This is a genomic window from Parashewanella sp. 2210YD4-3, from assembly GCF_056591735.1.
Map to the genome: position 1 here is coordinate 292,865 of NZ_JBWQOG010000004.1, position 14,709 is coordinate 307,573.

Consider the following 14,709-nt stretch of genomic DNA (forward strand, 5'->3'; position numbering starts at 1 on the left):
AAATTTATAGATACGGCAAATCCAGTAGCGGCTCCTGCTCGCTGCGTCTGAAAGCATTATGGACAGAAGTATGACAGACATTGAGCAAATCATTTTTTCTCAAATAAAATCAATTATCGCTAATGACGAACTGCTGATCGGCCGTCGCGGTGTTTTGATCCCGCTAAAAAAAGCCATAATTGCAGATGGCGATATTCAGAATATTATTGATCTTGTCGTTAGCGATCCGTCACTCTCAGCCCATATCTTGTGGCGTACCCATATGTCGCACCAAGAGGCTTCTATACAAAGCAAACCAAAAACCATCAAAGAAGCACTTATCCGATTAGGTCAGGTCAACATTTATCGATACGCGTTTTCATTTTACTTAAAAGAATTGTTTGATGAGTTATCTCAACCTTATAAAAAATTAGTAAAAGGCTATTGGACACTAACAGAGAGTATTGCCGAAGATGCCATTTTCTTACTGCATGATATGCATGAAACAAATATTGATAATGATGAGCTTCAAACATTATGCCTCTTCAGTGTTTTTGGGCAAATCGTTGCACTCACCGCTTTTGCTCGTTTAGAGCAGGAGTTAGAAAAGTCCATTCCCCTATCATTAGTCAAAAGCATTATTGATGAGCACCAGCAATCACTGACTATTGAAGCTTTTAAAACTTTGGGTTTAGATGAAGAGTTACAAAAAGAATTCATGATCGCTCACAATCTACTCGATACTGAACAAATTGAATCATCAGGATTAATTTTGCGCCGTGTTCTCAGCAAAAAAAAGCTACTGTTAAACCCTCTTTAGTTTTTGACCCAATCTATTTTATTGAGTGATCTTTCGGTCACTCATGCTCTCGTTTTTCCTTTGCTTGCTTTTTTGCGGATTAAACCAATACAAACAACAAATTAAATAGCTTTCATAGATAATGACTTATTGGCACATTTAGACTTACTTTATATGACAATGAACTCAAAAATATTTGTCTATGGCCTCTCCCCAAGTTGACACTCAAAGCCCTTCTGCTTTTACAGAGGCTATAAACTCACAACAGACCAGTGCTGATAACAAAAAAACCACTTCATACTCAGGGCTTGCACTTGAATATCTGCAGCCACAATTAGATAAATTGAGCCGAGACCGCTATGAACTGACTGCTTCAGTAACTGAGTTTAAGCGTTTAGTAGAGTTGTATGAGTGCAAACCATTGCTTCTAAAGCTCAGTCACCGCCTTGTTGCCGTAGAACAAAGCAAACCTGTATATACTAAAGAACAACAGCAACGACTATTAATTCAACTTATTGTTCTAGGTGTAAATGCAAGTACTGAAAAGGAACTGCATAGAGTAATACAGCAGGTTCATGAAAATGCCTTATTATGTCACTCACCTTTTTCAGCCTCTATGAAACATCTGAGAATAGGCGCCTTACCTCAATTAGCGATTCAATTTTTAAGACATAACCCACAAATTTTACCCACTCCACATAACATTACGATACTCGTACGCTCCAGTTATGACCTATTAGGACTCCCCCAGAAAGCAGAAAAAACTGAGAAAACAGATGAGAACGAGGAAGCGCCAACCGCTTCAGTTAGTTTGCTCCTTCAAGGTCAAAAGGAATTTGTAACAGCTAAACAAATTGATGAGTTTTGCACATTGGCTAAACTCACATTAAACAGCAAAGCTACCCTTTACCAAATTAAACAACAAAGCCAGCAATGTATTGAACATCTGTTTAGTAAAAGCAAAGCCGACAAGATGACAGGTTCAGCCATAAAAAAACAGCTAGATACAGCTAATTACAGCGTTGCAGAACAATGGCTTAATGATATTGAGTTTAAGCACTTGCTCAATGACACATCGTTTTATACTTGTGAATATTTACAATCGATACTATTCCAACACGTTGCTACTCTTGCTCAAGATATTTCTGTTGTTCAGCAGGTCTTTTTACCGCAATCACATCAAACAAGTTCTCAATATAAAGAGAGTTTAACCGAACAACTAATCACAGAAATTCAGGAAGCAACAACAGTTGAACAATTAGACTCAATAACTGAATCGCTCAATCATTCACTAAAATCACACCAAAACAAAAGCCAGTTTTTAGTGCTAATTACTCATAAAAAGATGCAAATCACCAGTGCAGAAAATGGTGCATGTTCATTGCTGTTTCCTCAATTACTGGCTGCGAACAAAGATATGTTGCTTTCGGGAGTTCAAATGCTTCAATTGCAAAAGGTTCTTCAAGAGTGTAGGGATATCAGTGAACTTGAAACCTATATCAATCAATTACTCACCAGTCATAAATTGAAAAGTGATAGCGAACACTTCTTAATTATCCAAATAGCAATATTTCAATTGCAGTTACTTACTTTTGAAAAGGCAGGAAATGGCACGCTTTCTATAGAAGATATTCCTGTGCTCGCTTTTGATTCAAAAGAATCAAACGAATTGTTTGTATTGTTTAAGCCAGTGTATACAAACGCTATTAATCATTGTAATAGTTTCTCTGGTTTATCAAATTTTCATCGTCGACATCAATCAGCTGCAAGCGATCCTACAAATCCAAAGGTTTGGAGCGAAAAAATAAGCCATTTATTAAATGATATCTTGTACGATCCAAAAGAGATGCTTGTGCTGCCTTTTATTAGCGGACAAGGCCATCAGTGGTTCATTCATAAAACAGTTCAAGAGCTTGAGTTATTAACAAAATTCAATGACGAAACATTGAAAACAAATCTTCAGAAACTTCTCGAATCAGAAGAGCATCCTAAAGCCAGCGAAACTAGTCTTGAAGAAGATTATGTGATGGTAGGTTATGATATAGAGATTGAAGGTGTAGCTTAAAACGAGTTCTTCTGAAAATGCGATAAAAGAAATTAGTTAAAAAGGAGTCTTGAGCATACAAAAAAAGATTAAAGTGATGACTATCAGCCATTGAAAATAACAATAGCTGACAGCTTAAGAGGTTATATGACTACTTAATTCTTAACCGTCTTAACACCCTCTGGTGAACCTACCAACAACACATCGGCACCACGGTGAGCAAATAAACCATTAGTAACCACACCAACGATACTGTTGATTTGTTCTTCTAACTTTTTAGGCTCCATGATTTTTAGGTTATACACATCTAAAATCACATTGCCGTTATCAGTAATAACACCTTCACGATAAACTGGATCACCACCTAATTTTACTAACTCACGAGCCACGTAAGAACGAGCCATAGGGATCACTTCAACTGGCAATGGGAATTCACCTAGAATATCGACTTCTTTAGTGTTATCAACAATACATACAAATTTATCGGCAACCGCAGCCACGATTTTTTCACGAGTTAAGGCTGCACCACCACCTTTGATCATATCCATGTGACCATTGATTTCATCGGCACCATCAACATAAACAGAAAGGTTATCAACGCTGTTCAAATCAAACACCGGAATACCCAAAGCTTTCATTTTTTCAGTTGAGGCTTCTGAGCTTGATACAGCACCTTCAATGTCAGCTTTAATGGTCGCCAGCGCATCAATAAAATGGTTTACGGTAGAGCCTGTACCAACACCCACTATTGAATCTTTTTCAACATACTCTAAAGCTGCCCATCCCGCTGCCTTTTTCATTTCATCTTGGGTCATAATCGTCACTCTTAATCATTGGATTTTGCGGCATATTATACGCTTATCCTTACAAAAAAGTGTCGGTGATTTAACAAAATTTGAGTTTGATAAAATCTCATTGACTCAGTAGGATAACGTCAATAATGCAATAAATTAAGGACAAACAATGGCCGGAGCAAGCCTGCTAACCCTACTCGATGATATCGCCACCATTTTGGATGATGTTTCAGTAATGAGTAAAATTGCCGCAAAGAAAACCGCAGGCGTGTTGGGTGACGATTTAGCGTTAAATGCAGAGCAAGTATCAGGCGTTGCTTCTGAGCGTGAACTCCCTGTCATTTGGGCTGTTGCCAAAGGTTCCTTAAAAAATAAATGCATTTTAGTCCCCGCAGCTCTGCTTATTAGCGCTTTTGTGCCTTGGCTCATCATGCCATTATTGCTTTGCGGTGGCCTTTTTTTATGTTTCGAGGGCATTGAAAGTACACACCACAAACTCACGTCAAAAAGGTCAACGACTCAAGATTCAGGTGAGCCAGAATTTGAAACCGATGAAGAGCGTAAAGCATTTGAAACTAAAAAAGTAAAAGGTGCGATTAGAACGGACTTCGTACTTTCAGCCGAAATTATTGCTATCACTCTAGGCGTTGTTGCCCAAGAAAGCTTGGTCACTCAAGCTTCCACCCTTTCCATTATCGCTTTATTGATGACAATTGGTGTCTATGGCTTTGTAGCGTTAATTGTTCGAATGGACGATGGCGGTGCCTATTTGCTTCAAAGACATAGCCAAGGAAAATTAGGAAAGAGTGCAAAGTACATGGGATTAGCGCTACTGAATACTGCGCCTAAGCTAATGAAAGCCCTAACCATTATTGGTACTTTAGCCATGTTTCTGGTCGGTGGTGGCATTGTTGACCATAGCTTACATATTTTGGCTTATTTAAACCTCACCGACTTTAACTGGTTTATCGTGCCACATCTGTTGCAGTTAGTGACTGGTGTTGTAGCTGGACTTATTACTGTGGCTGTTGTTACTTTATTTTCAAAGATCAAAAAACAAATTTGGAGTTGATATGATCAAAGGCTCCTGCCTGTGTGGCAAAATTACGTATACCACCAGCAGTCCCCTAGGTGATGGCGAAATCTGCCATTGTGTGCAATGCCGAAAATCTACTGGCTACGCACTAGCTTCAACCTCAGTCCCCCTAAAGTCGGTATCAATAAAAGGTGAAAAGTTCTTAAGTTGGTATCATTCATCGGAAAAAGTTAGGCGCGGATTTTGCTCAAACTGCGGTTCAACACTGTTTTTTGATCCTATTGATAAAAACAAGCACGATTGGTTTAGTATCGCTTTAGGCAGTATTGATGGTAATACAGGCTGCACCATCAAGCTGCATATATTTACTGCAGAAAAAGGCGACTATTACGAGATTCTTGATGGTGCGAAGCAAAATGTATACTGATTAAGAGATGCTAAAAAGATTGGAGATAGCCAGCCCTGTTTGAGCCCAGAAAATAAGCGAGTTAACCTCTGGTATTCCTTAATACGTTTGAAAGGGAATAAACTTATTGCGCTCTCTGCACCCTCGATAAATGACGTGCATTTATCGCAATGCGCATTGTTGGGACAGTCATATCTGTAGAGATCTTTTTGGAAGCATCTGTACGAAAAACTCTAGAAAGATATAAGAAATCATTGTTGTCCTGCCTTTGAGTCCTTTTATCCTTGTGTTCAACTCCGTCAGAGGCAAAAAAACGTTCAGTGTATCCTTCAACAAATTTCATCCTTACAATTAAAGTACTGTGCCTTTCTAGATAGCTTTCATTACTATTCAGAATTATTTGGTAAAAATCTTTATCATTAAAACATTGAGTAACTTGTGAGGACAAATCTTCTCTGCGATCAGCTAAAAATGGAGCACACGGTGTTAAATACTTCGTTAACGCATGCTGCACTTTACAAAAGAAGCCTTTTTGTAAGTTTGCAGAAAAAACGCCATCTGTGTCACATTCTACTTTGTATACTCTTCCGGAAATTAAAAGGTGTAAAGTAGGTATTCTTAACCCTAAAGCATATACGTGAAGTAAAATCTCATTACAAACAGGAACAGATAAAGCACTCATAGACACCTCAGAGAACTTCTTTTGTCTAGTAAAATTATACTCTCATAATTACCTGACAATTGGCTTACCAAAGCTTCAATCAAGTTCCACAAAAAGTTTTGTAGTCTTCATCATATTTATGATTTGGTTGTTGGTAAATCTTACTGGCTTCTGAATCAATATACGGGCTTTGTAGAACCTTCAAAAAGTTTACTAAAGATTCAATATTTCCCTGTTCTTCGTACTCAGCCAATACTCGTTCTACTTGGTGATTGCGTGGAATCACAACAGGATTAACTTGCTCCATGGAGACTTGAATGTCACCGATAGAATGGTCATTACTTTCAACTCGCTGGAGCCAGTTAGTATAAACACCACCTAGTAATGTACTTACTTTTTCTTTTGATTCATCGCAACATAATGAACGAGTAAATAGGCTAAATGTTTGAGTGTAGTCGAGCTGATTTTGATACATGGCTTGTAGTAGCTCATCAATTAACTCTCGGTCTTTTTCTTGAAACTCTATCAAACCAAATTTTCTAGCCATCATTGCGTAATAAGCCTGTTCAAATTTAGGCTGAAATTGATTTAACGCTTGTTGAAGTGGTTCTAATCGAGAAACCTCATCATCTAATACCAGCAAGCTTTCGGCTAACTTAGCCATATTCCAATGGGCGACTTTGGATTGGTTACCAAATGCATAACGACCTCGACGATCAATTGAACTGTATACGGTTTCAGGATCGTAAACGCCCAACATAGCACAAGGGCCAAAGTCGATGGTTTCACCTGATATCGCCGTATTATCGGTATTCATCACACCATGAATAAAACCCACTCGAAGCCACTCAACAATCAGCTCAATTTGTTTATCCATAATGGCTTCAAATAATGAACAAACTGAATCACTCTCACTTTGAAGAACTTCTGGGTGATGACGGTGGATCACATAGTCACATAAAGATTGAAGTGCCACTTTATCTTGTTGAGCGGCAATATATTGAAACGTTCCAACTCGTATGTGGCTACTAGCTACCCGAGTTACCACCGCACCTTGATGTACTTTCTGACGATAAACAGATTCGCCAGTTAATACCACAGACAAACAACGAGTAGTCGGCACACCAAGAGCGTACATAGCTTCACTCATTAGATATTCACGTAAAGCAGGGCCTACGGCGCATAATCCATCACCACCACGAGAAAATCGTGTGACACCTGAACCTTTTAACTGAATGTCTTTTCTTTGGCCATCATGGTCTATTACCTCACCCAGTAAGTGAGCTCGTCCATCTCCCAATTGAGGGTTGTAGTGACCAAATTGGTGGCCCGCGTATGCAAGAGCTATCGGCTCTGAGCCTTCGAGAAGTTCGTTACCCGAAAAATACTGCGCACGTTGCGTCTCTTGGAGTCGAGAAAGTCCAAGCTTCTCAGCTAACGGTTTATTCCATAATAGTACTCTAGGATCAGACGCATGCCTTGGCTGAGTTTTTACAAAAAATTGTTCGCCTAACTGAGGATAGCTATTGTCGAAGTGCATTAGATTTATATTTTTTGAGAGGTATTAATTCTGATTGTAACTTATATAAAAACAAAAGCCCCAGCAAGTGCTGAGGCTTATTCACTATTTCTTGCTGAATTATTTAATATCGAAGCCAGTCAAACCGAGGAAGTTATATTTACCTGCGCTATCGTCACCTCTAGCATCTTTCGTTTCCTGATAAATGTACTGATCAAGGTACTCTAAACCATCTTCGGTTACCTTAAAGCGGTTAAGAGTGAACGTTTGGAAAGCCCCTAACACGTATACATGCTTGTTATCAGGCGATACCCACATTTCCTTATTATCACCACCAGGCGTATCTGAGCTTCGCGCTTCGAATGCTAACGTCTTAGCAATACCACCTTCAGAGTTAATATCAAATGGTGTTATTACATTCGCACCAAAGCTCGAAAGATACAATCGTGAACCATCTGGGCTTAACACCGTCCAACAAGCTTCATCATGTGAGTTTTCTGATCCTGTATTTCCATTGGCCATTAAGGTGATTTCTGAACCATCATCTTTTAAAATGGTTAAACCATGGTCAAGCAACTCGTTCACTAAGTTAAAATTACTGGCATGAATAACGTCATTCGAATCTTTTGCGAAGTTGATTCCAATAGTTCCTGCAATACCTTCTTTTTCGAAATGACGCTTACCTGAAATAGTGCCATCTTCCGCATTAAAGTTGTATACATAAACGCGGCTTGGACGCTGCTCAGTTAACAACGGGCTATCTGTACTAAAGTGAGCAATGCCCCATGTAGCTACAGCTAGACGCGTGCCATCATCACTAAAAGTTACTGTTGTTGGGCCGCCGTTTTGACGACTATAGCTATCGATAAAATCACCCTCTTCACGAACTAAGGCACCATTTGAGCTATCAAAACTGAACAGCACGATGTTTCTTAATGCATCAGAAGGATCAGCAGCTGTTAAGTCACCGCTAAAAAAATCAGAATTTGGATATCTTTCAATATCATCACCCGCCTTTTGAATATTAGGGTTATTCCATTGGTTTCCTACAACTACCCAGTATTGGTCTTCAGTTTCCGTATTTTTCGTATATCCAATACTCACTGGACGCTGACCACCTGAATCCACTCGTTGCATAAAGGTTAGATCACCCGTTTTTCTATTCAGTTGAAAAACGGCTATCGCATTACCACCCGCACTGGTCGTTAATAAGTAATCCCCAATGATTTGAACTGCACCCTGTGAGTCAAAATCACCATGAGCATCTCCACCAGCATCGACATCAGCACCGCCTTTATCACCAGTGTAATAGATTTTTTCATCACCTAAAGTGCCATCGCTATAACGGCTTAATTGAATAACTTTATTAATACTTTCGCCATTGGTAGTCGTGTAAATAAAACCAACCAGTGATTTTTCTTCATGTTTATGACCATGATCATCATCGTCATCATGGTGACCACAACTTACGATAAAGGTTGAAAGGGTAAGGGCTAGCAAGCTCTTATAAAGCTTGGAAATGAACGAACGTTCCATGTTGATACTTCCTCATTGATACAGCTACAGCAATGAGTAAGGTATAGGAAAGAGTTATAGACTTGTCAAAAGTCTGTTCTATCAAATTAGTTGAGCTACCCAAGAAAACTGGGTAGCTCAACCCCACTGATAACTATCTTCGAGTAGGTGTTACTTGAGGATAGGTTCTCGGCTTCTTATGAATAGTTAAGAAATCTTCACTTCCTTGTATTACATTCTTTGAAGCAGGATTAGCTTTGATACTTTCAAAAGATACGCCATTTTGAGATGGCACCTCAACAAAATCAACAACTTTGAAGTCATCAATAATCCAACCTCTAAAGCCGTTATATAAATTATCTACAGTTTTAAAGTTAAAGCGTATTTTTACCTTTTCATTTTTGTACTCAGAGAGGTCAATATCTTCAAATACCCAAACAGGCTTGCGGTTGAATCCTCCTGAAGAAAACGGCTTATGATCTCGATCCGCATCATTAGGGTCCACAAATGGATTCAACTTTTTGATGGTTTTGTATGACAGCCCATCATCAATACTGATTTGTATCTCCAAAATGTCATAACCTTCTTCATTTGGATTCACGGATTCTATTTCCCACCAAGTTCTAAATTTCAGATAAGGTCTTTCAGTAGTTGATAAGTCGAAACTTGGAGTAATCAGTAAACCATTATTTTGTGACACAGAGGTTCCACCACTCAACAAAGGGTCACTGGGGCGTTGAGTGCCAATAAATGAACCTTTATCTTGCTCACCATACCACCAGACGGATTTGCCACTGAATGCCTTTGGCAAAATAGCTTGCGTAGCGCCTTCATCTGGAGCTAGTGAAGTAAAGCCTGATGTTTGTGAAGCATTGGTAACCGTATTAGCATCTAAATCAATTTGTCGCCAGAATCCGGTTGAGCTCCACTCATTGGTGCCATTTTCAAAGTCATCAACGAAAATTTCAGTTTCGTTCAAATTAATTGAGTTAATTGTAAAGTTTTCAGTTCTCTGCTTGCCAGACAAGATGATGACATCTTCACGTACAACATTTGCAAAACCAAGTTTAGAAGCTTCTAAAATAAAGGCGGTTATTGGCTTCTCTTTTGAGTCAATTTTGGAAATATTAGAAATAATATAATCACCGCTAGAGTCCGTTGTTGCAGAAGCAAAGAAACCGTTGGTTTGTTCGCCACCAGAGATCCGCACTAGTGCACTCTCGACGGGTTCACCTGATTCATCTACGACTTTTCCTGACAAGGAACCAACGTCACCAATCGACTTAGGAGTCATATTCAATGCAAGGTTTTGTAACTGATCATCAATTGCAAATGCATATGTAACTACATCATTGAAGTTTTCATGTTCGCCGCGGATTTTATAAATTCCAAAATCCAAATAGGCTGTTACTTGCCCTTGCTCGCTAGTGAACGAACTCCCTTCAAAGCTTGTACCCAATACTCGCTCAATCTTAATCGCTACCTTTTCTATCGGACTAAGATTAACGGTATTTTTGGTTACCATTTCCAGCTTGTTATACGCAAAATCAACCACCTTGTTAGCCGTGATCAATGAGTCACTATCAGAACTTTTAAGCGTAATTTCTGCCACTAATCGATGATGGGCATAATCAGTGTTTAAATCCACTGTCAGTGAACTTGCTTCTACTGTACCTTCACTCTTATTTTCCCATGTTTCTCCATTATTCGGAGAATACATAGATTGCCACTCAATTTTAATGATAGTTAAATTGTCATCAAACGAATTAAAATTAAAACGAACTTCAGGTACAAATGGATTGAGTATCTGCTTATTCGCTGTAACTTTGCTGTCAATAATTTGCTTAGCCAACTTAAGAGCATTATGAGCGTTCAATACTGGGATGGAGTGAGTAAGCGGTTCGACACTATCATCATCGTTCGATAGGTATCTCTGCTCTACTTTTTTAGTCGCACTGCTAATGAGTATTTCCTTCACTTCTTCAGCAGTAAATTTGGGGTACATGGAGTAAATCAACGATGCAACACCACTCACAATCGGAGCTGATGCAGAAGTACCACTAAAAGAGCCACTCTTTTTCAGACCATAATTAGTCCCCTCGAAATAGGTAGACTCGCCATTTTCTGAAACAGAACGCGTACTCATATATTCTGCAGGAGCTACAATATCAACCGTTTGACCATAGCCACTGTATGGCAACAATTTACCATCAATACCAATAGCACCAACCACCAAAATATTATTTAATTTAGATAACCCAGCTGAAGCATCTAAATGCAATGCACCATTTTGAGTTCTAGCATCTTTGCCGTTATTACCAGCAGCCCAAACATGCAGTACATCATTATTTTTCAATGCTAGCTTGCGGTAGGTACGTGTAAATGTAATCCCATTTTCAACACTCGAAGAGTCGCTACCCATCGCCCCCCAAGAGTTATTAATCACTTTTATCTTTGAGTTATCAAGAATTGACAAATATCCGTCAACTGAATCTTTAGCAAAGTCCACTTGAGAAATATGGTTAACGCCTGTGATACCTTTTTTATTGTCAGCAATTGCAGCAATAGCACCGATAACACCGGTACCATGCTCCTTTTTACTTGAGGTATACACCACTCCTATTCGTCCATCGATATCCTCATGGGCAGGATAAAAACCACTATCAGTAACACCAATCTCGACTTCAGAACTTCCTCGAGTAATATCCCACGCTTCAACCAAGTTGGCGCCATAATCAGATTTTTCTAGATGCCAATTATTACCATTATCATCAAATTGAGCACCATCATCGGGAATATAGAAACTTTTATCAGCCTTGCTTCCCTCGTAAACTCTTTGGGTTACTGAATCAATGCCTTTGGCAAACTTAAGCTCTTCTATGGCTTCCTTTACAGCTATGTGTGTCGGATCGTATTCAATAAGAAGCCCTTGGTTTTCATTAAAGCCCATCACAGTTAAAGCTTGATCAGTTATGCTTTCAGTTAATTCTTCTTTAGATAAAGATGTCGAAAAAACCCATGACTGATTCTTTACCACGCCAATTAAGGCATCCAACGGTTCGCTTTCTACATAACCGTCAACCATAGACTCTTGAAACGCAAGGGTTTCAAACAAATTGAAACCAGTCACTTTAGCTGTTTTATTGCTTTCGGAGTATGCTCTTAATTCATAGCTACCAGCAACTTTAGGAGTAAATGTTACTGAAGCCTTATCTGATTTTTGCAGTGTCAATTGACTGGTTTTAGGCTGAGATACAACACTCCAAGTCACATTACCTAAATCTTCTTCAGTAATAAACGTAATTGCGTTTTCTTGATTTTGAATTGGAGCATCAGCAAAAACCAATACTGTTTTTGCTAGATCTGCAAATACAGGATTAACAGTAACCAACACTTTATCCGAAGCCGTTTTACCTTGATTATCTGTTACTGTTAATTCAAATTCTAATGATTGTTGTTCAGTGATGTCAGGTGCAATAAAGCTCGCCGATTTAGTATCAACAGCATCAATATCAACTTTTTCTCCAGTCAATTGCTTCCACTGATAACTTGCAATACTTCCATCGCTATCGGTTGCAGATCCTGAAAGTGTTACTTTTAGCTTTTCATTCGTTACCAGATCACTGCCAGCATTTACAGAAGGGGGTTGATTTACCTGAACCGGAGCTTCCTTAATAGGAGTCGTCTCATCTTTTTTATCACCTCCACCACAGGCTGCTAGTGAAGAGAGTAAAACTATAGATGAAGCACACTTAAACAATAAAGGGATATTAGATCCCCGTATTATGGGAGTTAACATTTCACTTCCTTGTATTTTTGATTATAAAAATGACAGCCGCACCCATTTCAAGCTAAAAAGTAATTACTAACAACAACTTGAAAAAAGTCGAGCTTTTACTCTAAACAAGAATTAGAACACAACTAATGACATTGAGCAATTACCCTAAAGTTCTAAATTATTAAATTTTTATGGCAATATTGATGAAAAGTAATGAACGAAGTGAAATGTTTCTAAAAACGATGATGTAATGTTGGCGTTATGACACTAGACAATGGTTTATCCCAAGCTTCTACGGGAAGTGATTCAACTTTTTGACAATCATGAGCGAAGCCGATGACTTTAATTGAATTTTTTGATTCAAGGTAAGCCAGTGTTCGATCATAGTAACCGCCCCCCATCCCCATTCGATTCCCTTGTTCATCAAACGCCACCAGCGGTGTAATAATCACATCAAGTTGATCTACTGGCAAAACCTTATTACAAGCTAGTACAGGTTCAGTAATACCAAATTTATTAAGCTTCATAGGTGATGAGCTTTGATATTCAACAAACAATAAGTGCCCCTGAGTAAAAGGGTGAAGTACAGGTAAATATGTTTTTATTCCCGACGACCACAATTTTATTATTAATGGCGCGGTATCAAGCTCACCATCAAAACTTAAATACAGAGCTACGGAGTGAGATTGGGTTTCGATAAGGTGTGACAGCAACCTTACTGAAGCTTGCTCAGCAAACTGCTGTTGCTGCAATTGAGATAAGGCTCGTCTTTGTTTACGGATCTGCTGGCGAAGTTGATTTCTAACAGTCGTGTTGTCCATAACTTAACCTAAGGTTTAATAAATAAGGCGCTTACTGCGCCTTATATTAAATGAAAAAACTAAACTGAGAAACTTGCACCACAGCCACAAGTTGTTGTGGCATTTGGGTTTTTCACAAAGAAACGAGAACCTTCAAGGCCTGAGGTATAATCAACTTCACCGCCGATCAGATACTGCAGGCTCATAGGGTCAACGACTAACAACACCCCTTGTTTCTCAACAGTAAAGTCACCATCATTTTGTTTTTCATCAAAGGTAAAGCCATATTGGAATCCTGAGCAACCACCGCCTGTCACATAGACACGAAGTTTTAACTCTGGGTTTTCTTCCTCTTCTAAAAGCTCTTTTACCTTGCTGGCTGCGGCATCAGTAAATTGGATAGGTAGTGCATCACTTTCTGGCTGCGCGTTTTGAGTTTGTTCTTCTTGTTGAACTACCACTTGTTGTGGTTGTTCCTTTTCAACTGTTCCTGCAGCATCAGTAAATTGTGCCATGATTACCTCTTAGTTATGCATATCAATACCAGCTACTGCTGATAGTATTAATTATCTAATACCTTAGTATTTCATTCAAGTATATAGGACATGTTGATTTTTCGTGTTTATTCCACCGACTCAGCGAGTAGCTTGGTAATATCAAAGCGTCGCTCTGTTTCTTCAGCCTTACTCCAACGGCTAGCAGGGACTTTCACTGTTACTAGAATTTGCTTCCAATCTGTATTTTTCGGCAAGCTTAAGCGAGCACCTAATGACTGAAAAAAACGAAAATTAAACTCGAATGAGTAGTTAATTAGCTTGTTGATCGATTGCTTAACTTGCTTACCATTTTTAACGCCTATCAAGGTAAGTTCAGCTTGGCCTTTCAACATACTTCGACGTTTCTTTAACTGAGTAAGAATCAAATTTAATTCAAACTCACCTTCAATTGCAGATTTGTCCAACCTCAAGTCATAAATACTGACTCCTTGAGCACTGGTTTCAGGAGCCATAATGCTTCGATAAAATGCTAATTCGCGTCGAATTTTAGATAAACTGGCTTGTTTTTTGGAAAACTGATCTCGTAACGCGTGATTAGCCTGATGAGCAATACTGACTTCTAAATTTCGCTGAGCTAACTCTTTAGATTGAGCATTAAGTTTATTTTTTAATTGTTGTATTTCCGTATTTTCATGCTTAGGAACTGGCAACAACTGAGCATAATAAAAATAGCTTGCTCCACCCGCCACAAAAGAGAACAAAATCACTAAAAATAAATAGCGATTTATGGGAAAATAATGCTGCTCAAACTTTCGGAGTCGATCTTGCCTGCGTTCCGATCTCGACATGGTTTTCTTTCTACCTTTTGGAGCCATTTGATA

12 protein-coding genes are annotated in these 14,709 nt (G+C 38.8%); 4 read left to right on the forward strand and 8 right to left on the reverse strand.

What is annotated here, in order from left to right; all coding sequences use genetic code 11:
* Nucleotides 1-70: 70 nt before the first annotated feature.
* Nucleotides 71-799, forward strand: a complete 729-nt coding sequence (locus AC1EU0_RS08570) for an HDOD domain-containing protein (protein WP_480301990.1) — start codon at nucleotides 71-73, stop codon at nucleotides 797-799.
* A gap of 181 nt (nucleotides 800-980) precedes the next feature.
* Complete coding sequence (locus AC1EU0_RS08575) at nucleotides 981-2,843, forward strand: hypothetical protein (protein ID WP_480301991.1); 1,863 nt, start codon at nucleotides 981-983, stop codon at nucleotides 2,841-2,843.
* A 134-nt stretch (nucleotides 2,844-2,977) separates the two neighbouring features.
* On the opposite strand, the gene rpiA is transcribed toward AC1EU0_RS08575, so the two are convergent.
* The gene (rpiA, locus tag AC1EU0_RS08580) at nucleotides 2,978-3,637 is read right to left on the reverse strand and encodes a ribose-5-phosphate isomerase RpiA (protein WP_480301992.1); all 660 of its coding nucleotides are present in this window, start codon (nucleotides 3,635-3,637) and stop codon (nucleotides 2,978-2,980) included.
* A 148-nt stretch (nucleotides 3,638-3,785) separates the two neighbouring features.
* Between rpiA and AC1EU0_RS08585 the strand changes: the two genes are divergently transcribed.
* Both AC1EU0_RS08585 and AC1EU0_RS08590 read left to right on the forward strand, forming a co-directional pair.
* A complete protein-coding gene (locus AC1EU0_RS08585) occupies nucleotides 3,786-4,688 on the forward strand; it encodes a DUF808 domain-containing protein (protein ID WP_480301993.1) in 903 nt (300 codons plus the stop codon).
* Nucleotide 4,689: 1 nt separating this feature from the next.
* Nucleotides 4,690-5,079 (forward strand): GFA family protein, encoded by a 390-nt coding sequence (locus tag AC1EU0_RS08590; protein ID WP_480301994.1) that lies wholly within the window; start codon nucleotides 4,690-4,692, stop codon nucleotides 5,077-5,079.
* Nucleotides 5,080-5,182: 103 nt separating this feature from the next.
* Here AC1EU0_RS08590 and AC1EU0_RS08595 read toward each other — a convergent pair whose 3' ends face one another.
* The 7 genes from AC1EU0_RS08595 to AC1EU0_RS08625 form a co-directional block, all read right to left on the reverse strand.
* Nucleotides 5,183-5,740 carry a hypothetical protein gene (locus AC1EU0_RS08595; protein WP_480301995.1) on the reverse strand — a complete coding sequence of 186 codons (558 nt, stop codon included), beginning with the start codon at nucleotides 5,738-5,740 and terminating at the stop codon, nucleotides 5,183-5,185.
* Between the two features lie 79 nt (nucleotides 5,741-5,819).
* Entirely contained in the window at nucleotides 5,820-7,259 is a 1,440-nt protein-coding gene (locus AC1EU0_RS08600; RefSeq protein WP_480301996.1) for a protein adenylyltransferase SelO, read from the reverse strand.
* Between the two features lie 99 nt (nucleotides 7,260-7,358).
* Nucleotides 7,359-8,774, reverse strand: coding sequence for a lactonase family protein (locus tag AC1EU0_RS08605; RefSeq protein ID WP_480301997.1), 1,416 nt, complete (start codon nucleotides 8,772-8,774; stop codon nucleotides 7,359-7,361).
* A gap of 133 nt (nucleotides 8,775-8,907) precedes the next feature.
* Nucleotides 8,908-12,552 (reverse strand): S8 family serine peptidase, encoded by a 3,645-nt coding sequence (locus AC1EU0_RS08610; RefSeq protein WP_480301998.1) that lies wholly within the window; start codon nucleotides 12,550-12,552, stop codon nucleotides 8,908-8,910.
* Nucleotides 12,553-12,764: 212 nt separating this feature from the next.
* Nucleotides 12,765-13,352: a 5-formyltetrahydrofolate cyclo-ligase gene (locus AC1EU0_RS08615; RefSeq protein ID WP_480301999.1), complete on the reverse strand. Its 588-nt coding sequence runs from the start codon at nucleotides 13,350-13,352 to the stop codon at nucleotides 12,765-12,767.
* A gap of 59 nt (nucleotides 13,353-13,411) precedes the next feature.
* Nucleotides 13,412-13,792: an iron-sulfur cluster insertion protein ErpA gene (erpA, locus tag AC1EU0_RS08620; RefSeq protein WP_480302048.1), complete on the reverse strand. Its 381-nt coding sequence runs from the start codon at nucleotides 13,790-13,792 to the stop codon at nucleotides 13,412-13,414.
* A gap of 161 nt (nucleotides 13,793-13,953) precedes the next feature.
* Nucleotides 13,954-14,703, reverse strand: a complete 750-nt coding sequence (locus AC1EU0_RS08625) for a DUF6776 family protein (protein ID WP_480302000.1) — start codon at nucleotides 14,701-14,703, stop codon at nucleotides 13,954-13,956.
* Between the last annotated feature and the right edge of the window lie 6 nt (nucleotides 14,704-14,709).